At 70.5% G+C, this 21377-nt stretch carries 21 protein-coding genes; 17 read left to right on the forward strand and 4 right to left on the reverse strand.

The genetic code is table 11. The annotated features are described in order from the left end of the window. The first annotated feature begins 152 nt into the window (after nucleotides 1–152). The 4 genes from J2S66_RS28480 to J2S66_RS28495 all read left to right on the forward strand — a co-directional run bounded on the left by J2S66_RS28480 (nucleotide 153) and on the right by J2S66_RS28495 (nucleotide 5708). Nucleotides 153–557, forward strand: coding sequence for a DUF5318 domain-containing protein (locus tag J2S66_RS28480; RefSeq protein WP_306744076.1), 405 nt, complete (start codon nucleotides 153–155; stop codon nucleotides 555–557). Between the two features lie 739 nt (nucleotides 558–1296). Next, nucleotides 1297–3585 (forward strand): transglycosylase domain-containing protein, encoded by a 2289-nt coding sequence (locus J2S66_RS28485; RefSeq protein WP_310310443.1) that lies wholly within the window; start codon nucleotides 1297–1299, stop codon nucleotides 3583–3585. 142 nt (nucleotides 3586–3727) lie between these two features. Then, the gene (locus tag J2S66_RS28490; protein WP_310310446.1) at nucleotides 3728–5326 is read left to right on the forward strand and encodes a glycosyltransferase family 87 protein; all 1599 of its coding nucleotides are present in this window, start codon (nucleotides 3728–3730) and stop codon (nucleotides 5324–5326) included. 124 nt (nucleotides 5327–5450) lie between these two features. Next, nucleotides 5451–5708 carry a hypothetical protein gene (locus tag J2S66_RS28495; protein ID WP_310310448.1) on the forward strand — a complete coding sequence of 86 codons (258 nt, stop codon included), beginning with the start codon at nucleotides 5451–5453 and terminating at the stop codon, nucleotides 5706–5708. A 79-nt stretch (nucleotides 5709–5787) separates the two neighbouring features. Here the strand turns inward: J2S66_RS28495 and J2S66_RS28500 are convergent, their stop codons facing one another. Both J2S66_RS28500 and J2S66_RS28505 read right to left on the reverse strand, forming a co-directional pair. Next, nucleotides 5788–7194: a glycosyltransferase family 87 protein gene (locus tag J2S66_RS28500; protein ID WP_310310450.1), complete on the reverse strand. Its 1407-nt coding sequence runs from the start codon at nucleotides 7192–7194 to the stop codon at nucleotides 5788–5790. Beyond that, nucleotides 7191–7961, reverse strand: coding sequence for a deoxyribonuclease IV (locus J2S66_RS28505; RefSeq protein ID WP_310310452.1), 771 nt, complete (start codon nucleotides 7959–7961; stop codon nucleotides 7191–7193). The genes J2S66_RS28500 and J2S66_RS28505 overlap by 4 nt, the downstream gene beginning before the upstream one ends. A gap of 150 nt (nucleotides 7962–8111) precedes the next feature. On the opposite strand from J2S66_RS28505, the gene J2S66_RS28510 reads away from it, so the two are divergent. From J2S66_RS28510 to J2S66_RS28560, 11 genes are all read left to right on the forward strand, one after another. Then, nucleotides 8112–9122, forward strand: coding sequence for a hypothetical protein (locus J2S66_RS28510; protein ID WP_310310454.1), 1011 nt, complete (start codon nucleotides 8112–8114; stop codon nucleotides 9120–9122). A gap of 158 nt (nucleotides 9123–9280) precedes the next feature. After that, entirely contained in the window at nucleotides 9281–10219 is a 939-nt protein-coding gene (locus J2S66_RS28515) for a trypsin-like serine peptidase (protein ID WP_310310456.1), read from the forward strand. A gap of 139 nt (nucleotides 10220–10358) precedes the next feature. Continuing rightward, nucleotides 10359–10730 (forward strand): 30S ribosomal protein S6, encoded by a 372-nt coding sequence (gene rpsF / locus J2S66_RS28520; RefSeq protein ID WP_306744083.1) that lies wholly within the window; start codon nucleotides 10359–10361, stop codon nucleotides 10728–10730. Nucleotides 10731–10742: 12 nt separating this feature from the next. Further along, nucleotides 10743–11246, forward strand: coding sequence for a single-stranded DNA-binding protein (locus tag J2S66_RS28525; protein ID WP_306744084.1), 504 nt, complete (start codon nucleotides 10743–10745; stop codon nucleotides 11244–11246). Nucleotides 11247–11297: 51 nt separating this feature from the next. Continuing rightward, nucleotides 11298–11537 carry a 30S ribosomal protein S18 gene (gene rpsR / locus J2S66_RS28530; RefSeq protein WP_015805710.1) on the forward strand — a complete coding sequence of 80 codons (240 nt, stop codon included), beginning with the start codon at nucleotides 11298–11300 and terminating at the stop codon, nucleotides 11535–11537. A gap of 13 nt (nucleotides 11538–11550) precedes the next feature. Beyond that, nucleotides 11551–12009 (forward strand): 50S ribosomal protein L9, encoded by a 459-nt coding sequence (rplI, locus tag J2S66_RS28535; RefSeq protein WP_306744534.1) that lies wholly within the window; start codon nucleotides 11551–11553, stop codon nucleotides 12007–12009. Between the two features lie 422 nt (nucleotides 12010–12431). After that, complete coding sequence (gene dnaB, locus J2S66_RS28540; RefSeq protein WP_374726141.1) at nucleotides 12432–14999, forward strand: replicative DNA helicase; 2568 nt, start codon at nucleotides 12432–12434, stop codon at nucleotides 14997–14999. 166 nt (nucleotides 15000–15165) lie between these two features. After that, a complete protein-coding gene (locus J2S66_RS28545) occupies nucleotides 15166–15954 on the forward strand; it encodes an HIT domain-containing protein (protein ID WP_310310467.1) in 789 nt (262 codons plus the stop codon). Beyond that, nucleotides 15951–17024 (forward strand): thiamine-phosphate kinase, encoded by a 1074-nt coding sequence (gene thiL, locus J2S66_RS28550; RefSeq protein WP_310310469.1) that lies wholly within the window; start codon nucleotides 15951–15953, stop codon nucleotides 17022–17024. Before J2S66_RS28545 ends, thiL begins: the two co-directional genes overlap by 4 nt. Beyond that, the gene (locus J2S66_RS28555; RefSeq protein WP_310310471.1) at nucleotides 17021–17788 is read left to right on the forward strand and encodes a hypothetical protein; all 768 of its coding nucleotides are present in this window, start codon (nucleotides 17021–17023) and stop codon (nucleotides 17786–17788) included. Before thiL ends, J2S66_RS28555 begins: the two co-directional genes overlap by 4 nt. Before the next feature lie 23 nt (nucleotides 17789–17811). Then, entirely contained in the window at nucleotides 17812–18408 is a 597-nt protein-coding gene (locus J2S66_RS28560; RefSeq protein ID WP_310310472.1) for a class I SAM-dependent methyltransferase, read from the forward strand. On the opposite strand, the gene J2S66_RS28565 is transcribed toward J2S66_RS28560, so the two are convergent. Both J2S66_RS28565 and cmk read right to left on the reverse strand, forming a co-directional pair. Beyond that, nucleotides 18405–18845: an HIT family protein gene (locus J2S66_RS28565; protein ID WP_310310474.1), complete on the reverse strand. Its 441-nt coding sequence runs from the start codon at nucleotides 18843–18845 to the stop codon at nucleotides 18405–18407. The two genes, J2S66_RS28560 and J2S66_RS28565, sit on opposite strands and share 4 nt — an antisense overlap. Before the next feature lie 168 nt (nucleotides 18846–19013). Continuing rightward, on the reverse strand, nucleotides 19014–19859 hold the full coding sequence (gene cmk, locus J2S66_RS28570; RefSeq protein WP_310310475.1) for a (d)CMP kinase: 846 nt from the start codon (nucleotides 19857–19859) through the stop codon (nucleotides 19014–19016). A 42-nt stretch (nucleotides 19860–19901) separates the two neighbouring features. On the opposite strand from cmk, the gene J2S66_RS28575 reads away from it, so the two are divergent. Together J2S66_RS28575 and J2S66_RS28580 are read left to right on the forward strand one after the other, a co-directional pair. Continuing rightward, a complete protein-coding gene (locus tag J2S66_RS28575; RefSeq protein ID WP_310310477.1) occupies nucleotides 19902–20459 on the forward strand; it encodes a TetR/AcrR family transcriptional regulator in 558 nt (185 codons plus the stop codon). 25 nt (nucleotides 20460–20484) lie between these two features. After that, nucleotides 20485–21336 (forward strand): exonuclease domain-containing protein, encoded by an 852-nt coding sequence (locus J2S66_RS28580; RefSeq protein ID WP_310310479.1) that lies wholly within the window; start codon nucleotides 20485–20487, stop codon nucleotides 21334–21336. Nucleotides 21337–21377: the final 41 nt, after the last annotated feature.

The following is a 21377-nucleotide window of genomic DNA, read 5'->3' on the forward strand; positions in this document are numbered from 1 at the left end:
CTGCCCGTACGCCGATGGGTGTGGCGAGTATATCGGTGCGATACATCCGCGCGCGCGTTCGCGGTGTCGCGTGGCACACAGCGACCCCTGCCTTCGGCGCACTGCCCTGAACGGCCCATCGAACGGTCGGGGGCGCCACGTACTCTGGTCGCGTGTCGACCCAACGCCAGGTCGTGGACTACGCGCTGCAGCGCCGTGCGCTGCTGGCGGAGGTCTACGCGGGCCGAGTGGGCACGATGGAGGTGTGCGACGCGAGCCCGTACCTGCTGCGAGCTGCGAAGTTCCACGGCCGACCGAGCGACGTGACCTGCCCGGTGTGCCGCAAGGAACCGCTCACCCACGTGTCCTGGGTCTACGGCGACGAGCTCAAGCACGCGGCCGGGTCCGCGCGCACCGCCGAGGAGCTCACGCGGATGGCGACCCTCTTCGAGGAGTTCACCGTGTACGTCGTCGAGGTTTGCCGCACATGTAGTTGGAACCACCTGGTGCAGTCATACGTCCTGGGAACGCGTGGCCTGAACTCTCGCAAGCCGCGCAGGAGGACCGCGGCGGAGTGAACCCGCTCCGACCGCGGACGCAGTTCCACCGAGGACCTGCGGCGTACGACCACCGAACCGCGTGCGCTCGCACGCCGGTCTTGGAGGCCATTTCGTGAACGACCAGCATGACGACAGGCAACGTGGCGGGGAGCCGCAGTGGCCGACCGGGGAGGACCCGGACGGCGGCGTGCAGCCACCTCGGCGTGGCGCCGGGAATCAGCCGGAGCGTCCGAACACCCCGCCAGGTGGTTTCGCGCGCCCCGACGCCCCGCGGCACGGCACCCCACCGGGCGGCTTCTCCCGCCCCGGCGGCGGCCCGCCGGCCGGAGGTGCGCCGGGCGGTCCGCCTCCCGGCGGAACCCCTCCGGGTGGAATCCCCCCAGGAGGAATCCCCCCAGGAGGAATCCCCTCGGGCGGCATCCCCCGCGGCGCCCAGCCCCCACGTCGCCCCCACGGCCCCGGAGCACCCGGAGGCATCCCCGGCGCGCCCGGCAACGGCCGTCCCGGCGCGCCCGGTGGCAGGCCCGGCGGTCCGGCCGGTCCCGGCGCGGCGGCCGGCAGCGTGCCCGGCGGCCCGCCCCAGCGACCCTCGACGCCCCCCGGCGGCGTGCGGCGTCCCGGTGGCCCGGTCGGTCCCGGCGCCCCCGTCGGTCCCGGCGGACGACCGCCCGTCGGTGGTCCCGGCGGACCGCGCCGCCCCGGTGGTCCCGGTCCGGAGCGCCGCCCCGGGGAGGAGCCGACCGACCTCCTGCCGCCCGTGCAGCAGAGCACGCCGCGCGAGCCCCAGCTCCTCACGCACCGCGAGGACGAGGTCGAGGTCGAGCCGTTCTACGACGACGAGTACGACGAGGAGCTGACCGAGGCGGAGGCCCGCGTCGTGCGCCGGAAGAGGATCTGGCGCCGCGTGCGCCGCACCACCTACGTGGCGCTCGGCCTGATGATGCTCGCCCCGGTGGTCGCCTTCGCGGTCGCCTACCAGGTGGTCGAGGTGCCGATCCCGGAGGAGATCGCCGCCCAGCAGGGCAAGGCGATCTCGATCCGCTACTCGGACGGCTCGGAGATGGTCCGGATCGCGAGCGGTGAGGCCAACCGCACGATGATCAAGTATGAGGACCTGCCGGACTCCATCAAGCAGGCCGTGTTCGCGGCCGAGGACCCGACGTTCGAGACGAACCTCGGCTTCGACATGACGGCCATCGCCCGCGCGGTCTACTACCAGGTGACCGGCGGCGACTCCGGCGGCTCGGGCCTGACCCAGCAGTACGTGAAGAAGGCCACCGGCAAGGAAGACGGGACCATCACCCGCAAGTTCAACGAGATGGTCACCGCCTACAAGATGTCCGAGCAGCAGGACAAGAAGGACATCCTGACGGCGTACCTGAACACGATCTACTTCGGCAAGGGCGCCTACGGCATCAAGACCGCGGCCAAGGCGTACTTCGGCATCGACGACCTCCAGCAGGTCACCCACTCGCAGGCCGCGCTGCTGGCGGGCATGATCCAGAACCCGAGCCGGTCCGAGCAGGCCGCCTACACGGCGGAGCGCTGGGACTACGTGATGCGCCGGCTGCTGGAGATGAACTGGATCACCCAGGAGTACCGGGACACCGAGAAGTTCCCGGTGATCGTCGAGCAGGCCGAGCAGGGCGGCCTGACCGGCGCCCGCCTGCACATCCGCCAGCAGATCCTGAACGAGATGTCCAGCGAGAAGGTCGACTGGGACCTGGAGAAGCTCCAGAGCATCGGCGGCACCGTGCACACCACCATCGACCCGGCCATGCAGGCCGCGGCCGAGCAGGCGGTGGGCGAGGTCATGCAGGGCCAGAACCCGGAGCTGCGGACCTCGATGTCGGCCATCGACCCGGCCACCGGCGCCGTCAAGGCGTACTGGGGCGGCGCGGACGGCGGCGGCATCGACTACCAGACCGGCACGCTCCAGGAGCCGGGGTCGTCGTTCAAGCCGTTCGACTTCGTGGCGGCCCTCCAGGCCGGCGAGGGCGCGGGCGAGGTGTACGACGGCAGCTCGCCGCGCGAGTTCCCCGGCCGCACCGGCGCCAACTCGGTGAAGAACTCCCCCGGTGTGGCCTGCCGGGTGCCCAAGCAGTGCACCGTGCGCGAGGCCATGGTGAAGTCGGTCAACACCGTCTTCTTCGACATGGCCCTCAAGCTCGGCACGGGCAAGGTCGCCGAGGCGGCCCACCAGGCCGGCATCCCGCGCGAGGTCACCATCGGCGACACGACCACCAAGCTGCTCGTCGGCGAGGGCGGCACCGCGCCGGACGGCAACATCTCCATCGGTGGTGGCCAGACCCTGGTCCGGCCGTTCGACATCACCACGGCGTACGCGACGTTCGCGGCGCGCGGCGTGTACCACGAGCCGTTCTTCATCACGAAGATCGTGAACACCGAGGACCAGCCCGTCTACCAGCGGATCGACGAGTCCCGCCCGGCCTTCGACCCGGACCTGAAGAAGAGCCAGGACATCGCGGACAACGTCACCGACGTGCTCAAGGGCATCCCGACCGGCAAGATCGCCTGCGCGGGCGGTCGCGAGTGCGCCGGCAAGACCGGCACGCACGAGCTCCAGGGCAGCACGGAGAACGCGAAGGCGTGGATGGCGGGCTACACCCCGACGCTCGCGGCGAGCGTGTGGCTGGGCACCGACGCGGGCAACATCGCGCTGAAGGAGCCCAACGGCCGCACCGACATCTACGGCAGCGGCGTGCCCGGTCAGATCTGGAAGCGCTTCATGGACAAGGCCCTCAACGGCGCGCCCATGGAGAAGTTCCCGAGGCCGAACCCCATCGGCCAGTTCGAGGAACCGAAGATCACCACGACGACCACGACGACGACCGCCACGACGACGACCGAGAAGCGGGACGACGACCGGCCGCCGTCGCAGGACAAGCCGACCACGACGACGCCGACGACCACGACGACCACGACGCGGACCGGTGGTCCGTGCCGTCCGCCGCTGTGCACGACGACGTCGCAGGAGCCGGAACCCGACCCCATCGGCGGGGGCGGCGCACCGCCGAGCGGCTGAGCGGGTCGCACCGCGTGACGGAAGGGTCCGGCGTCCCCGCCGGGCCCTTCCGCGCTTCCGGGCCCTTCCGCGCTTCCGCCCCGACCGCGGACCTTCCCGACCTCACAACCTCCGTCGACCCGTACCCGTAGCATCCGTCCCCGTGGCCAGCCCTTCGCAGCACTCGCAGGCGAACCCCGACGGCGCCCAGGCGAACGCCGACGACACCGACTCCCTCGGCCCCGAGGAGCGGGTCAACCCGACCTGGACCGAGCCGCTCGCCCGGGCGGCCAGCAGACCGCTCGGCGGGCCGGTCGGCAGGCACGCCTCGGTGGGCAGGCAGTGGTTCTGGACACCGCTTCGGGTCGTGCTGCTGTTCGCGGTGGTCACGCTGGCGCTGGCGTGGTTCCAGAAGTCGCCGTGCGTCCAGCAGTACGTCGACGACAACGGCGTGGTGCAGCTCGACTGGCGGGGCAGCAGGCAGTTCGTCGCCATGTGCTATTCCGACACCGTGCCGCTCTACACGGCCGAGCGGCTGGACCGGGTCGACACGTTCCCGTACAAGACCTCGTGGGTCGACGACGAGGGCAAGCCGACGGCGCACGTGCGGTACATGGAGTACCCGGTGCTGACCGGCATGTTCATGCTGCTCAACGCCCGGATGGCGCAGGGCTGGACGGAGATCGCGGCGTCCGGCTGGCTGCCGTCGCCGATGACCGTGATCGTGTACTTCGACATCACCGCGCTGTGGCTGGCCCTGGCGTGGCTGGTCACGGCGTACGCGGTGGCGCAACTGGCGCGCCGACGGCCGTACGACGCGGTCCTGGTGGCGGTGTCGCCGCTGGTGATCGTGCACGCGTTCACCAACTTCGACACCCTGGCCACCGCGTTCGCCACGGCGGGCATGCTCGCCTGGGCGCGGAAGAAACCGCTGCTCGCCGGTCTGCTGCTGGGACTCGGCGGCGCGGCGAAGCTCTACCCGCTGTTCCTGCTCGGGCCGTTGCTGCTGCTGTGCTGGCGGTCCGGGAAGCTGAAGGCCGGGTTCACCACGGTCGCCACGACGTTCGCGACGTGGGCGGCGGTGAACGCGCCCATCGCCCTGGCCTACCCCGACGGGTGGCGCGAGTTCTTCCGGCTCAACACCGAGCGCGGCGTGGACCCGGACTCGCTCTACAACGTGGTCGCCCAGTGGACCGGCTGGCAGGGCTTCGACCCGGGGTTGACGCAGGGCCAGGCCCCCGAGGTGCTCAACACCGTGTCCGCCGTGCTGTTCCTGCTGTGCTGCGCGGCGATCGGGTTCGTGGCGCTGTCCGCGCCCCGGCGGCCGAGGTTCGCGCAGTTGGCGTTCCTGGTGGTGGCGGCGTTCCTGCTGACCAACAAGGTGTGGAGCCCGCAGTACTCGCTCTGGCTCGTGCCGCTGGCCGTGCTGGCGCTGCCCAGGTGGAAGCTGCTGCTGGCGTGGATGACGATCGACGCGCTGGTGTGGGTGCCCCGGATGATGTTCTACCTGGGCGTGGAGAACAAGGGCCTGCCGATCGACTGGTTCCTGGGCGCGGTCGTGGCGCGCGACGTCGCCGTGGTGGTGTTGTGCGTGCTCATCGTGCGCGAGATCTACCGGCCGGACCTGGACAAGGTGCGCCAGGCGGGCGACGACGACCCGGCGGGCGGCGTGTTCGACGGCGCACCGGACCGGTTCGCGCTGCGGTTCGGCACGCGGCGGCCGGTCGAGGCGGAACCGGTGGGGACGACGTCCTCGGCCTGATCGCCCGCGGCCCCGGGGGTGGTTCCGACCGAAGCGGGGATCGACCGGCCCTTGGAGGAGTGCCGCCCGCTCGGGACACTGGTACCGGAGCCGGGCCGCAGCGGCTGAGCGGGAGGACGGACGAGTGGGACTGGTCGGACTCGCCCTGGCGTTCGTCGCCGCGGCGATCCGGGTCGGGGTGGCGCTCGCGCCGGTGCGGAACGTGCCCGCGCGGCTCGCCCTGTTCGCCGCGCACGTCGGGCTGTCCGCGTGGGCGGTGGCCGCGACCGCCGCCGAGTACGGCGCGTCCGACGACCTCGTCCTGACGTGCGCGATCGTCGGGCCGGGAGCGCTGGTGGTGTTCGCCCGGCTGGGCGCGCTGCTGGTCCGGCGGAACGGCTGACGGCGCGACGGGTCCTCCGGGAGGTGCGGCGGGCCGGCGACGAGCCCCGTGCCGCGCACCCCGTGCGGGGGTGTCCGGCTCAGCGCTCCGCCGGCAGCGTTTCGCGTGACCGGGCGACGCGGCCGTCCCGGAAGGTCACCTCGGACCTGAGGAACACCAGGAACAGCGCCACCAGCAGCGCCGCCCGGCCCCACACGCCGATCACCACCGCCTGCGCCGAGAACCCGTCGTAGATGCCCGACGGCTGGGCGAACTCGATCGCGTAGTACCAGCGGAAGATGCCGATGCCCATCGCCAGGTCCGCCACGAAGTACGAGGCGATCCAGCCCCAGTGCACCCGCAGCAGCACGAACATGGGCACCAGCCACAGCGTGTACTGCGGCGAGTGGACCTTGTGCAGCAGCAGGAAGCCGCACAGCATGGCGGCCGACACCGGCACCCACGGGTAGGTGCCCTCCGCCTGGTACCGCCGCCAGCCGATCCAGCAGGCCAGGGCGAACGAGGCGAGGATGCCGACCGGGGACAGCACCGACACGAGCGACTGCATGTCGTCGTCCGCCATGAACGGCCGCATCGCCCAGAACCAGATCGAGTTCGTCGTGATGTCGACGCGGCGGAGGCCCTGGAACGCGAACGACGCCTTCCAGCCCTCCAGGCCGACCACGGCGAACGGCAGGTTGATCAGCACCACCGTGACGACGGACGCCAGCGCGACCTTCACCGCGCCCGCCCAGTCCCAGGACCGCCCGCGCGGCAGGTCGCGCCCGCCCGGTCCGCCGGTCAGCACGTACAGGCACAGCGGCAGCACGAAGATCGCCGGGTAGATCTTGAACGCGAACCCGATGCCGAGCAGCACGGACGCCACGACGGCCCGTTGCACCAGGGGCCGCTCCCGCTCGCCCCACCCCCGGTGCACCACGTAGACCGCCGCGACCGCGCAGAACACGACCGGCAGGTCCCAGTTGTGGAACGCGTAGAGCACCACCGGCGGGCCGATCGCCCACACCAGCGCCCGCCACCGGCTGAGCTTGCCGAGCAGGTACCCGGCGGCGAGCCCGAACGGGGCCATCAGCAGCGCCGAGAACAGCAGGAACGCGGCGTCGGTGTGCGCGAAGATCGCGCCCGCCCAGATCAGCAGGCCGGTCAGCACCGGGTACTCGACCACGCCGCCGACCAGCACGCCCTTGCTGTTGATGCTGCCGTGGACGTACGGGAAGACGTGCCGGTCGACGTCGCGCCCGATCCACAGGTGCTGGACGTCGGAGTAGCAGACCTCGGCCTTGTTGCGCTCCTCGTAGTCCGGCGCGCTGCGGCCCCACTGGTCGAACTCCGGGCCGGTGCACCGGTCCTTGTTCAGGAAGCCGGCGAACATCGTCAGCCCGCACAGGAGGACGACGACGGCCAGCCCGACGCGCCCGAAGCGGGACGCCCCCGGCGTGGCGCTCGCGCCACCCGGCACGGCCACCGCCTCCCGTGTCACGCTCATCGGCCCAGGTGCTCGCGGAGGAACGCGATGTCCTCGGCTTGCCCCTCGTCGGGTGTCTCGACCAGCACGGGCGAGCCGGCGGCGCCGGCCACCGCGACCAGCTGGTCGGGGTCGATCGTGCCGGACGCGATGTTGGCGTGCCGGTCGCGGGCCGAGCCGAACTCGTCGCGCGAGCTGTTGAGGTGCACGAGGTCGATGCGGCCGGTGATGGCCTTGACCCGGTCCACGATGCCCACCAGGTCCTCGCCGGAGGCGAACGCGTGGCAGGTGTCCAGGCAGAACCCGGCGTCGAACTCGCCGACCGCGTCCCACAGCCTGGCGAGCATGTCGAACGTGCGGGCCATGGCGTAGTCGCCGCCCGCGGTGTTCTCGATCAGGATCGGGACCGCGAACCCGCCCTTCTCGGCCTGCCGCTCGAACATCTTCCGCCAGTTGGCGACGCCGTCCATCGGGTCGTCGCCCTTGGTCACGTGGCCGCCGTGCACGATCAGCCCCTTGGCGCCGACCTTCGCGGCGGCCTCGGCGTGCTGGAGCACGATCTTGCGGGACGGGATGCGGATCTTGTTGTTGAGCGAGGCGACGTTCGCCAGGTAGGGCGCGTGGACGAAGACGTCCAGGTCGGAGGCCAGCAGGCCGTCCGTCTGCGGGTGCGGCTTCGGCGCCTTCCACCCCTGGGGGTCGGCCAGGAAGAACTGGACGACCTCGGCTCCGCGATCGACGGCGGCGCCGAGCGGGTCGTCGTCTCGGACGTGGGCCCCGATGCGCATAGCTGTGCAGGGTAGTCGGGACGTGCAACGCCCCGACGCCGGCCGCCGATGTGGAATTGTCGCCCGAGGGGGATGACTCGCGTCACCATCTGCACCTACGCTCGTTACTTGTAAGTAGGAAACGTGTGCCGCACGTCTGAGGAGGCCACCATGCGGACCCGGCTCACCCGGCTCTCGGTCGCGTCCGCCGTGGTGTTCCTGGTCGGCACGGCGGGCGCGTTCGGCGGCGCGGGTACGGCGCGGGCCGCCGAACCGGTGGTCGTCGGCAGTTGCGCGACCACCGTCCGGGGAACGCCGGGCACGCCGGTCGCGCTGAGCCCCGGCGCGGTGCTCGACCCCGTGGTCGACCTGGTCAGGGCCGTCCCGCTGCTGGGTCCGCCGCTCGCGGAGCCGTTCCGGAAGGCGTTCGCGGCGATGCCGCCCATCCCGATCGGCGCGATCCCCACCGGCAAGGGTGTCATCACCGGTGGCGAGATCGCGAACAGGGTGAACGCCGAGCTGGGCAGGCTGCCGCTGCTCGGGCCGATCATCACCACGCTCACCGGCCAGGTGCAGAAGACCCTGGCCGGGTTGTGCGGCGTCACCGTCGAGGGCGTCAACGCGGCCGCCGCCCCCGTCCAGGACGGGTCGAAGGCGCTGGCCGACGCCTCGCAGAAGGCCGTGGAGCAGGTCGTACCCGGCGCGCCCGGCACGAAGCCCCAGCCCAACCCCGGCACTCCGCCGCCCACCGGTCAGCCCGGGACCACGCCCGCCACCGGCACGCCCGGCGCGACGCCCGGTGGCGCCCAGAGCCCGTTCACGCCGGTCGGCGGGGTCGGCGCGATCGACCTGCCGCTGTACGGCTCGAACCCGTGGGGCGGCAACTTCGGCCGCGTGCCGCTGTTCGGCTACGGCGCCCTGCCGTTCGCGGTGCCCGGCCAGTACTCGCCGTCCCCCGGCGTGCGCTACGGCGGCGGCGTGAGCGGCTACCGGCCCGGTCACGGGCTGCCCGGCACCGGCGACGCGGACGGCGTGCAGACCGCCGGTCGCGCGCAGGCGCTGCCCGACGTCGGCCGGATGGGCGGCGGGGTGGCGGCCCCCGTGCTGCTCGCGGTGCTGCTGCTGTCCTGCGTCACCGGCGCGCTCGTGCGGACCTGGGTGCTGCGGCGCGCGGTGGCGTGAGCGCCCGCGCGACCCCGAAAGGCCCACTCCCGGGCGGCTCACCCATCCGGCGGCCGTGACCCTCCGTCAATCTTTCACGCGTTCGCCCCCTACCTGACAACTCTGGGTAGTGGGAGCGTTACCTGGTCGTCATCCGCGATCCCCGAAGGGGCACCTCGATGACCAGCCGAACCCTGCCCGCGCCGCTGTCCCTCTGCCTCGCGGCAGCGCTCGCCACCGCGCTCACCACCGTGGTCGCCCCGGCGGCGCCCGCCGCGCCCGCCCTCCCCGGCGACACGCCGGTCTCCGCCGACGGGCGGGTCGGCGGCACGCCCGTCCCGGCCGCGCACCCGCCCTCGGCCGGGTCCACCGGCACCGGGAACCCCGCCGACGCACGCGGCGTGCGCCCCGTGACCGGCGCCGGGCCGCGCGTGGTCGCCCCCGACGAGCAGTCGACCGCGTCGATCATCGCGCCGGACGAGCGCACCCGGGTCAACCCGACCACGGTCTACCCCGCGCGGGCCAACGTCTACTTCACCTACACCAAGCCCAACGGGGCGACGAGCTGGTGCACGGGCTGGCTGTACGCGGCGAACGCCGTCGCCACCGCGGGCCACTGCGTGCACTCCGGCGGCCCGTCCGGCGGCTGGAACACCAACTTCACCGTCCACCCCGGCCGCAACGGCACCACCTCGCCGTACGGCAGCTGCGGCACGTCCGCCGTCCACAGCGTCACCGGGTGGGTCCAGGACGCGAGCGTCGAGTACGACTACGCGGGCCTCAAGCTCGACTGCACGATCGGCACCACCACCGGCTGGTACGGCATGAACTGGGCCGCCACGCCGACCGTCGGCACCCCGGTGACCAGCGCCGGCTACCCGCAGGACAAGCCGAGCGCCACCCAGTGGACCACCACCAGCGCGATCTCCGCCGTCCACACCCGCCAGCTCGCCTACCACCTGGACACCACGGGCGGGCAGAGCGGTTCGCCCGTCCACCACGTCGGCTGCTCGACGTACTGCGCCGACGCGGTGCACGCCTACGGCTACGGGGACCACAACAGGGGCACCCGGATCACCGAGGCGGCGTTCACGAACCTCCACAACTGGAAGCTGTGAGCGACGCCCGCCCCGCCCGGACAGACCCCCGGACGAACCCGCCCGGGGGTTTGTTACCCTTTTCGGGTTGCTGACGCGACAGACCCTCCTGCCACGGAACGTCCGTGGCCGCCGAGTCCACAGGAGGTGAGTGGTCCACATGCGTCATTACGAAGTGATGGTCATCCTCGACCCGAGTCTCGACGAGCGCACGATCGCGCCGTCCCTCGACACGTTCCTCAACGTCATCCGCACCACGGGTGGCAACGTCGAGAAGGTCGACGTGTGGGGCAAGCGCCGGTTGAGCTTCGAGATCAACAAGAACGCGGAAGGCATCTACGCCATCCTCGACCTGACCTCGACTCCCGACGCGGTGAAGGAGCTCGACCGCCAGCTCGGCCTCCAGGAGACGGTGCTCCGGACCAAGGTCCTGCGCCGCGACCCCGTCCGGGCCGCCAAGACCGCGGCGAAGGTCGCGGCCAGGGCCGACGCCAAGGCAGCCGCGAAGGCAGCCAAGGCAGCCAGGGTCTAGGAGCCTCCGACCATGGCCGGCGAGACGACGATCACGGTGGTCGGGAACCTGACCGCCGATCCCGAACTGCGCTTCACCCAGTCCGGCGCCGCGGTGGCGAGCTTCACGGTCGCCTCCACGCCTCGCACCTTCGACAAGGCGAGCGGCGAGTGGAAGGACGGCGAGGCGCTGTTCCTGCGGTGCAACGTGTGGCGGCAGGTCGCGGAGAACGTGGCCGAATCGCTCACCCGCGGCTCGCGCGTGCTCGTGTCCGGGCGACTTCGCCAGCGTTCCTTCGAGACGAAGGAAGGCGAGAAGCGCACCGTCATCGAGCTGGAGGTCGACGAGATCGGCCCCTCCCTGCGCTACGCGACCGCGAAGGTCAACAAGGTGAGCAGGGGTGACGGCGGCGGCGGCTTCGGCGGCGGCGGCGGTCAGTCCCGCGGCGGCGGTGGCGGTGGCGCCCCGGCAGACGACCCGTGGGGTTCCGCCCCGCCGGCCGGCTCCGGCGGCTTCGCCGACGAGCCCCCCTTCTAGACCGCGCACCGGTCAACCCACACTTCACCGCGTAACACCAGGAGTCCACACATGGCCAAGCCGCCTGTGCGCAAGCCCAAGAAGAAGGTCTGCGCGTTCTGCAAGGACAAGAACGCCAACCTCATCGACTACAAGGACACCACCCTGCTCCGGAAGTACATCTCGGACCGGGGCAAGATCCGCGCCCGCCGGGTGACCGGCAACTGCTCCCAGCACCAGCGCGACGTCGCGGTCGCCGTCAAGAACGCCCGCGAGATGGCGCTGCTGCCCTACACCTCGACGGCTCGCTGAGAAAGGGGACGGCATCGTGAAGCTCATCCTCACCGCTGACGTGACCGGCCTCGGCGGCCCCGGCGACATCGTCGAGGTCAAGGACGGCTACGGCCGCAACTACCTGCTGCCCCGCGGCCTGGCGATCGCCGCCACCAAGGGCGCGGCCAAGCAGGTCGAGGTCATCCGCCGTGCCCAGGAGACCCGTCGGGTCCGCGACCTGGACCACGCCAAGGAGATCAAGTCCTCCCTGGAGGGCCTCGGCTCCGTGACGCTCAAGGCCAAGGCCGCGGCGGGCTCGAAGAAGCTGTTCGGCTCCGTCACCTCGTCCGACGTCGTGTCGGCCGTGCGCGCGGCCGGCGGCCCCACGCTGGACAAGCGGGCCGTCGAGCTGGCGGGCCACATCAAGACCCTCGGCAAGCACTCGGTGAACGTCCGGCTCCACCCGGAGGTCACCGTCGCGCTGGCCGTCGAGGTCGCGGCCCAGGGCTGATCCCAGGGGTTTCTCCACACGGGAGCGCCGTTCGACCAGGTGTTCTGGTCGCACGGCGCTTTCGTGCGTTCGGCTGTGGACAACTCGTGTGACGGGGTGTGCGCGACACGCCGAAGAGGCGGTAACACGCGACACGCCGGGGCTGTGACAAACCGGTTGTCCACAAATTCATCCACAGGGCCTGAGCTGGCATAACTTCTGTCACGGGCCGACTTGTACCCAAGTTGTCCACAGGTTTCCCCAGCCCTGTGGCCAGGTTCGGCCAACCATCCCCAAGCTGTCCACCGAGTTGTCCACAGCCCCGTTTGCCTGGTCCAACCGGGTGGCTCTAGCGTCGCTGAATCGCCGCGCGCCGGTTACCGGCTTTTGTCGGTCCGACGGGGTAGAACATCCGAACGGCAGCAGATTGGGGTGAGTGCACGGTGGCGCTGGTGGACGACCGGGGCATGGCCGAGCCCGGCTTCGAACGGCAGCCGCCGCAGGACCTCGCCGCCGAGCAGTCGGTGCTGGGCGGAATGCTCCTGAGCAAGGACGCGATCGCCGACGTGGTCGAGGTCCTCGCGCCCAACGACTTCTACCGGCCCGCCCACCAGGCCGTGTACGACTGCGTGCTGGACCTGTACGGCCGGGGCGAGCCCGCCGACCCCATCACCGTCTCGGCGGAGCTGGAGCGGCGGGGCGAGCTGCTGCGCGTCGGCGGCGCACCGTACCTGCACACCCTGATCGCCACCGTGCCGACGGCCGCGAACGCCTCCTACTACGCCGAGATCGTGGCGGAGAAGGCCGTGCTGCGCCGCCTGGTGGAGGCGGGCACCCGGATCGTCCAGCTCGGCTACAACGGCGCCGAGGGGGCCGACGTCGACGAGGTCGTCGACCGCGCCCAGGCCGCCATCTACGAGGTCACCGAGCGCCGCACGACCGAGGACTACGTGGTCCTGGAGGAACTGCTCCAGCCGACCATGGACGAGATCGACGCGATCGCCTCGCGCGGCGGTTCGTCGCTCGGCATCCCCACGGGGTTCGCCGACCTGGACGAGCTGACCAACGGCCTGCACCCCGGCCAGATGATCATCGTCGCGGCCAGGCCCGGTGTCGGCAAGGCGCTGGCCCTGGACACCCCCCTCGCCACGCCCTCGGGCTGGACGACGATGGGGGAGGTCGAGGTCGGCGACCACCTCATCGGCGCCGACGGCAAGCCCACCAGGGTCGTCGCCGCGACCGGGGCGATGCACGGCCGACCGTGCTACGAGGTCGAGTTCTCCGACGGCACGGTGATCGTGGCCGACGCGGAGCACCAGTGGCTCACCGAAACCCGATCCTCACGGCGCGCGAAGCACGTGCCCGCCGGGGTTCGCACCACCCGGGAGATCGCGGAGACCCTGCGCTGCGGCACCGCGGACAGCCGGCTGAACCACTCGGTGACCAACACCAGGGCACTGGACCTGCCGGAGGCGGCGCTGCCGATCGGCCCCTACACGCTCGGCGCGTGGTTGGGCGACGGGCACTCCGCGGCAGCGCGGTTCACCACGGCGGACCCGGAGATCGCCTGGCACATCGAGGCCGAGGGCTACGACGTGGTGCCGCACGGCGACCTCGCGCACGGCATCCGGCTGCCGGCGGCCGACGCGATCCCGGCCCGGGGGTGCGTCGTGTGCGGCACGTCGTTCACCCCGAAGACCAGCCAGGTCAAGACGTGCGGTCGCAGTTGCGGCGGCAGGTCCCGTTCCACCTCGGCCTCGGTTCCCGCCCCGACCTGCCCCGACTGCGGGCAGCCGTCCAGCGGCTTCCGGCGTTGTCAGGACTGCCACCACGACCACGGCACCGTCCAAGCGCTCCTGCGCGGCCTCGGGGTGCTCGGCGACAAGCACATCCCCACCTGCTACCAGCGGGCGTCGATCGCCCAACGGCGGGCGCTGCTGGCGGGGTTGCTCGACACCGACGGCACCGTCACCGCCGGCGGTTCGGTGCAGTTCTCGGTGACCAGCCGCCGGTTGGCCGAAGACGTGCTCGAACTGGTCGTCGGTCTGGGCTACCGGTGCTCGACCACCACGAAGCGGGTGCGGGGACGCAGCGAGGCGACGTCGACCGCGTACACCCTGACGTTCGGGACCGGGGATGACGTGTTCCGCCTGGAGCGCAAGCGTCTGGTGCTGAAGGAGCGCAGGAGGGGCATCGGCACCGCTCGGACCGGCTCTCGGTTCATCGTCGACGTCCGACCGGTCGAGAGCGTTCCGGTGCGGTGCGTCGAGGTCGACAACGCCGACCACCTGTACCTCGCCGGCCGGTCGATGGTGCCCACCCACAACTCGACCCTGGGACTGGACTTCGCCCGTTCCTGCTCCGTGAAGCACGGTCTGACCAGCGCGATCTTCTCGCTCGAAATGTCGCGCACCGAGATCGTGATGCGCATGCTCTCCGCCGAGGCGCGCATCCGGCTCGGCGACATGCGCGGCGGCAAGATGAGCGACGACGACTGGACCCGGTTGGCGCGGCGGATGAGCGAGATCAGCGAGGCGCCGCTGTTCGTGGACGACTCGCCGAACCTGACGATGATGGAGATCCGGGCCAAGGCCAGGCGGCTCAAGCAGCGGCACGACCTGCGGCTCGTGGTGGTCGACTACCTCCAGCTGATGTCGTCGGGCAAGCGCACCGAGTCGCGCCAGCAGGAGGTCTCCGAGTTCTCCCGGAACCTGAAGCTCATCGCCAAGGAGCTGGAGGTCCCGGTGATCGCGATCAGCCAGCTGAACCGAGGTCCCGAGCAGCGCACCGACAAGCGGCCCCAGCTGTCCGACCTGCGCGAGTCCGGTTCGCTGGAGCAGGACGCGGACATGGTGATCCTGATCAACCGCCCCGACGCGTGGGAGCGCGACGACCCGCGCGCCGGCGAGGCGGACCTGATCATCGCCAAGCACCGCGCCGGGCCGACGGCCACCATCACCGTGGCGCACCAGCTGCACTACAGCCGCTTCGCCGACCTCGCCCAGGGCTAGGAGCCACCTGCTCGGACCCGCAGTTATCGGCTTTCACTGAAAAGTGGACAAATTCATGATCCAGCGGAATTCTACGTCACGCTGAGATCGCCGCCGATCGACGACGCCCCTCGCCCGCATAACTGCGGGAAGGGGCGTTGCTACGTTCGAGTTAACCTCTCACCGGATGTTCGAGTTCCCCTGTTCCATGCGCAAAAATCCAGCTGCACCGATCGACGTCGAACAGGAGACGACGACAGGGGGAGCCATGATCAATACCGTGCAGTGCACGGGCGCAGATTTTTGCGAGGAAATCTCAGGCGAGAGCGACACTTCATTCACCCGTTTCTACGAAGGTGATCCGCCATCTCGTCGGATTCATTCGACGGAGAACTTCGAGCTGCTCGTCGACATGTCGCCCCTCACCGTCGGCCACCTGCTGCTGCTCCCGAAGAAGCACCACCTGTCGTTCGCCCAAGTGCTGACCGCGCACCCCGGCGAGGCCGAGCACCTGATCGACCGGGTGGTCGCGCTCTACGCCGAGACCTTCGGAGAGCCCCTGGTCATGGAGCACGGCTCCAGCACCGGCCAGGAGAACCACGCCTGCATCACGCACGCACACCTCCACTTCCTGCCTGTCGACGGTCATGCCGTGGACGCCCTCATGGTCGGTGACGGCCTCCTGTACGAGGACCTGGCTTCGATCAGCGACCTGGCGCGACCCCCCTGGTCGGACTGCGCCTACTTCCTGCGTCTGTACCAGGACACGTGTCGCGTATACCACCCGACCGCAGCGCAGCGGCGACAGTACTTGCGTTCGATCGTCGGCAAGACGCTTTCGATCGAAGACCCGGAGTGGGACTACGCCGTTGTCATGCGCAAGGAAGACCTGCGGTCGACGATGCGCATGGTCGTGCCCTGGCCGGAACGACTCGGCCGCTCCAATGCCGATCCAGGGGGAATGACGACGTGGTGAGCGACGGCGTGTTCTCGGACGAACCGACGAGATTGGCCGACACCATCGTCCGGATCTTCGCCGATCAGGTCGGCAGCTTCACCCCGGTCACAGGGCCTGGCCGAAATCGGGTCGAACTCGTCGCCGGTGCTGACGCGCAGGACGATTGCGCCGTCTTCCGGTTCAGCGGCGACCACGAACTGGTAGTCGGCTCCGACTACGTGCGCGGGCCCAAGTTCCGGCTGTACGAGATGGGCCACTTGGACGAGTACGACCTCGGTCACTACCTCGTGGCGGCGAACGTCAGCGACATCGCGGCGATGGGTGCGAAGCCCATCGGCCTGCTCTCCGTGGTGCGGTACCCGCCCGAGATGACCGACCTGGTGTTCACCCGCGTCATGGAGGGGATCCGCGACGCGTGCGCCCTCTTCGGGTGCCCGAACGTCGGAGGCGACATCGGCGGGGCGGAACGGCTCATCCTCACGGCCTCGGCTTTCGGGGTGTGCCCGGCAGGTGGTTCCTTGCTCCGCAGTGGCGCGAAACCCGGCGACGTGGTGTGCCTCACGGCACCCACCGGTCTTGCGGGTGCCGCCATGGCCTACTTGCGGGCGGGCGTCCCCGATGCGTCCATCGACCAGGACCACCTCAAGACCGCGCTGACCAACTGGAAGCGCCCGGTGGCCAGGGTGGGCGAAGGTCTGGTGCTGAGCGGCAGCGGTGTGGTGACGAGCTGTCAGGACACCTCTGACGGCCTCAAGGCGACACTGGAGAGCATCGCCCGGGCGAGCGGCATCGGGATCGAGGTGCACGAGGAAGCGGTCCCCGTGCCCGCGGCCGTCAACGCCATCGCCTCGCACCTCGACCTGGACCCACTGGTATTGGTGATGGGCGACTCGGTCGACTTCGAACTCGTGTTCACGGCACCGGCAGAGGTGGAGGAGTCGCTCGCTGAACGGCTCGACTTCCACCGGATCGGAGTGGTGACCGAGCAGGAGGGGGTGGTGCTCGTCCGCGCCGATGGCCGTCGTACCGGATTACCCGGCAAGGCATGGCGGCACACCCCGGACGAGACGGGCGATCGCAGGACGTGAGGCGGGCCACCGCCAAGGCCGTTGACAAGACCGTGCTGCTGTCCGCGACGCTGTGCCTGGCGGGCAAGGCGTACAACGTGCCGTCCAAGCCGTTCTGGGAGGGCTTGCTGGGCAACAGGCCCCACCTGCTGCTCCTGCTCCTCGGCACCGCCGGCGTCTTCGGTGCCCTCACGCCGTTCGAGAGCTGGCAGACCCGGTCGTTGGCCGACCGCAACGTGACGATGCGGCGCCGCATCCTCTCCACGTTCGGCAGGTTGCTCGAAATCGGCTCGCACGTCGACCCGCCGCTCGACATGGGCGACTTGGCCCTGCACGTGTGGCGGAAGCGCAGGACACTCCGACACCCGGTGCACGGCGTGCTCAAGCGGGTCGCCACGTACCGCATGTCCTCCTACCCGGCAACGCGGAAGTTCCTCCCCACCAGGGGTGTCGGTGTCGTGGGTCTGTGCTGGCAGCGCGACCACGAGGTGGATTTCGACGTGGCGCCCTTGGTGGCGCGGCTCACCGACCGCGATGCGTACGACCAGTACGTAGCCCGTCACGGCGCCGCTGCGGTGATGAACCTGTCCTGGGAGCTGTTCGAGGCGGTCAAGCACCGCGCGGCGGTGTTCGCGACACCGATCAGGAACGGCCGCAACAGGTTCGTCGGCTGCATCAGCGTGGACGCCAGCCACGGCTACGACGTCCTCCACCGGCGCGAACTGCTCGAAGAGATGAGCAATCTGGGGATGGCCATCGGACGAGAGGACTTCGAGTGCACCTGAATGCGCACGCGGTCGAGGAAATCGTGTCGATCACCCGAACGATCTACGACCGGCACGCGGACGAGTACGCGGCCTCCACGGGACGACTCGACCAGTTCCCCGGCCTCGACGTGGAGCTGGACCGGTTCTTCGATGCGCTGCCCGATGGCGTGGTGCTGGACCTGGGCTGCGGCGCGGGCCGCGACTCCGAGCACCTGGCACAGCGGGGGGCCACGCTGGTCGCGGGCGATCTGAGCGGACGGTTGTTGCGCATGACCCGTGCCCGGTGCGCGCCGTTCGGTGCCGTGCAGTTGGACCTGCTGTCACTGCCGTTCCGGGCGGGGACGTTCGCGGGTGTGTGGGCCTGCGGGAGCGTGCTGCACGTTCCAGCCCGTCATCACCCCCGGGCGTTCGGCGAGATCCACCGCGTACTCCTGCCCGGCGGGGTGGCCGCGATCAGCCTCAAGGAGGGGGACCACGAGGACTGGGTCCGAGGCGGGCGGCTCTCGTTCCCCAGGTGGTTCTCGCTGCGAAGGCCCACGACGGTGGTGGCGGAACTGGAGGCTGTCGGCTTCACGTCGGTGCGCGCACTGCCGAGCGGCCGCGGTACCTGGTTCGTGGTGGAAGCCCTGCGCGGTTAAGAGCTCCACTCGTCCGGGTCAGTACCCGGCAGGACGTGGCGAACGCCGCCGCGCGGGTCCGACACGTCGCCCTCGTAGCGGGGGATCAGGTGGATGTGCAGGTGGTCGATGGTGCGTCCCGCCGCACGTCCCTCGTTGATCCCGATCGTGTAGCCGGCGGGGTGGTACTTGGCGTCCAGCATCCGCTGCGCCCGCTTCATGAGGTCGTACGCCTCGGCCGCTTCTCCCCTGGTGAGGTCGAAGTAGGACTCCACGTGCCGCTTGGGCACGATCTCCACGTGCCCCTTGGCGGCCGGGTAGTTGTCCCAGCGCACGTAGAACCGATCACCTTCGACCAATAGCTCGTTGATCGATGTGTCGTGCACCTGGCAGAACAGGCAATCAGCCTGCGTGGCCGTTCCGGCTTCGACGTCCTTCACCACTGCTGATTGCCCCATGATGCCCTCGTCTCACATGTCGTCACCGATCGGTCGCTTCGAGTCGTACCAGCGTGGTCAACTTAGCGCGACCAGGAGCGGAAAAAAACCTTGTCCGTTCCGTCCGTTCGGGTGTACTCAATGCCATTGACAACGCTTCGCGTCACGACGTCCTACGATCGTCATCGATCATGGAATCGCCACACCACGACTTCGACACACCGAGGCCATGTGCTCCACCACCTGCGCGAGCGACAGTTCAGTGGTGTCGATCGTCACGGCGTCGTCGGCGGGGACCAGCGGGGAAGCCGCTCGGGACATATCGGCCCGGTCCCGACGGATCACGTCCTCCAGGACCTCCTCGTACGAACTCGCCCCCTCCTGCGCCACACGACGGTCCGCCCGCACCTCGGGGGCGGCCGTCAAGTAGAACTTCACCGGCGCGGAGGGAAAGACGACGGTGCCGATGTCCCGACCCTCGACCACGCACCTCGTGTGGCCGCCCGCCCAGATCCGGACCAACTCCGTGACCCTGCGCCGAAGTTCGGCGATCCCGGAGACCGCGGAGACCGCCACGTTGACCGCACTCGAACGCAGGTCCTGCGAGGTGTACCGACCGGCGGTCAGCAAACCGGAGGTCCGGCTTTCCTCGATCAAGTCGTCACACAGTGCGACAATCGCCGGATGATCATCTGTGGCAATTCCACGCTGTAACACTTCGAGGGCCAGGATGCGATAGCTCCGCCCGCTCTCCAGGTACTCCATCTGGAATATGTCGGCCAACGCGAGGCACGTGGTCGTTTTACCTGCGGCAGCGGGGCCGTCCACCGTGACCACAACCGGGCTCATTGGGCTCACGCCGTGATCGGACATTGTTTCTCCCGCGAAGTAATTACGTGCGATCCGCCGGTTCTGCTCGGGCGCGAAGGTTACCAGAAAAAAATTTCCGCAATATTGCGGCTCGCCGGCGTTTAGCCGGTTTACCTGCACAACCGACCGGGATCGCGCGACACCGCTATCCGAAGGTTCAGCCAAATGAGACAAGGTGACGGATCGTCACTGACTTACGATCGGTGGATGCCACCCGACGCGGCGCGGCGCAGCGACCGTTCCAGGCGGGCCATCCTCGTGGCCGCCTTGGAACTGGTCGAGGCCGTGGGGTACGCGCGGTTGACGATCGAGGCGGTGGCGGCCCGGGCCGGGGTCGGGAAGCAGACCATCTACCGGTGGTGGCCGGCCAAGGGGCCGTTGCTGTTCGACGCGTTCATCGAGCTGGTGCCCGCCGTGCCGGACGCGGTGATCACGCACGACCTCGTGGGCGACCTGGTGGTCGAGCTGCGGGACGCGGTGGTGGAGCTGGAGGACCGGCGGTTCGACCAGGTGTGCCGCGCCCTGGTGCACGAGGGGCGGACGGACCTGGTGACGCTGCTGCTGATGCCCCGGCGGGTGGTGCTGGAGGAGCGGCTGCGGGTGGCCCACCGGATCGGGGAGGTGCGGGCCGACGCGGACCTGGAGGCGGCGGCCGAGTTGTTGCTGGGTGCGCTGTACCAGCGGTGGCTGTTGCGGAGCGCGCCGTTGACGCGCGAGTACGCCGACTCCGTGGTGGGCCTGGTGATGCGGGCGCTGCGGCCCTGACCGGGGTCGGTAGGGTGCGCCGGTCATGGGGTACGCGGTGGTCGACGTGGAGACGACCGGGTTCGCCGCGCGCTGGTCGGACCGGGTCGTCGAGGTCGCGGTGGTGCAACTCGACGAGGCCGGGCGGATCACCGGGGAGTGGTGCACGCTGGTCGACCCCGGCCGTGACCTGGGGCCGCAGCACGTGCACCGGATCAGGGCGGCGGACGTGCGGCACGCGCCGACGTTCGCCGAGGTGGCGGGTGCGCTCGCGGACCGGCTGGCCGGGCGGGTCGTCGTGGCGCACAACCTGGCGTTCGACGCGCGGTTCCTGAGCGCGGAGTTCGCCCGGGCCGGGCTGGACGTCGAGGTCGACGGGCTGTGCACGATGCGGCTGGCCGGTGGGCGGCGGTCGCTGGCGGCGTGCTGCGCGGCGGCCGGGATCGCCCCAGGGACGGCGCACTCCGCCCTGGACGACGCCCGCGCGACGGCGCGGTTGTTCGCGACGATGCTGCCGGTGCCGGCGGGGGTCGAGCCGTTCCCGGACCTGGGACCGGGTCCGGGGGTGACCGAGGTGGCCGAGGTGCGCCGGGGTGTGGCGGCGCCGACGTCGCCGGGCCACGCGCCGGTGGCGCTCGCCCGCGGCGACCTGGTGGTGTTCACCGGGCAGACGCTCGTCCCGAGGGACGTGTGGCTGGACCGCGCGGCGTCCGCCGGGCTGGTCGGCCGGGGCTGGGTGACGAAGTCGACCCGGGTGCTGGTGGCCGCCGACCCGTTCACGCTGTCCGGCAAGGCGCGGCGGGCGCGGGCGTACGGGGTGCCGATCGTGCCCGAGGACGACTTCGCCTCGATGCTCGACGCCCTGCGCCCGGCCTTCGAGGGTGCGTCGAAGCCCTGACAAGGGCTTGGCCCCCGACACGAGAGGTGTCGAGGGCCAAG

Source organism: Saccharothrix longispora (genome assembly GCF_031455225.1).
In the GTDB taxonomy this organism is placed as follows: Bacteria; Actinomycetota; Actinomycetes; order Mycobacteriales; family Pseudonocardiaceae; genus Actinosynnema; species Actinosynnema longispora.

What these genes read in the sequence shown, in the direction of transcription:
- J2S66_RS28565 (WP_310310474.1), bottom strand. Translation starts at nt 18,845, where the DNA reads ATGGGGCAATCAGCAGTGGTGAAGGACGTCGAAGCCGGAACGGCCACG.
- J2S66_RS28500 (WP_310310450.1), bottom strand. Translation starts at nt 7,194, where the DNA reads ATGAGCGTGACACGGGAGGCGGTGGCCGTGCCGGGTGGCGCGAGCGCC.
- J2S66_RS28575 (WP_310310477.1), top strand. Translation starts at nt 19,902, where the DNA reads ATGCCACCCGACGCGGCGCGGCGCAGCGACCGTTCCAGGCGGGCCATC.
- J2S66_RS28580 (WP_310310479.1), top strand. Translation starts at nt 20,485, where the DNA reads ATGGGGTACGCGGTGGTCGACGTGGAGACGACCGGGTTCGCCGCGCGC.
- J2S66_RS28525 (WP_306744084.1), top strand. Translation starts at nt 10,743, where the DNA reads ATGGCCGGCGAGACGACGATCACGGTGGTCGGGAACCTGACCGCCGAT.
- J2S66_RS28505 (WP_310310452.1), bottom strand. Translation starts at nt 7,961, where the DNA reads ATGCGCATCGGGGCCCACGTCCGAGACGACGACCCGCTCGGCGCCGCC.
- J2S66_RS28545 (WP_310310467.1), top strand. Translation starts at nt 15,166, where the DNA reads ATGTTCGAGTTCCCCTGTTCCATGCGCAAAAATCCAGCTGCACCGATC.
- rpsR (WP_015805710.1), top strand. Translation starts at nt 11,298, where the DNA reads ATGGCCAAGCCGCCTGTGCGCAAGCCCAAGAAGAAGGTCTGCGCGTTC.
- J2S66_RS28515 (WP_310310456.1), top strand. Translation starts at nt 9,281, where the DNA reads ATGACCAGCCGAACCCTGCCCGCGCCGCTGTCCCTCTGCCTCGCGGCA.
- rpsF (WP_306744083.1), top strand. Translation starts at nt 10,359, where the DNA reads ATGCGTCATTACGAAGTGATGGTCATCCTCGACCCGAGTCTCGACGAG.
- J2S66_RS28510 (WP_310310454.1), top strand. Translation starts at nt 8,112, where the DNA reads ATGCGGACCCGGCTCACCCGGCTCTCGGTCGCGTCCGCCGTGGTGTTC.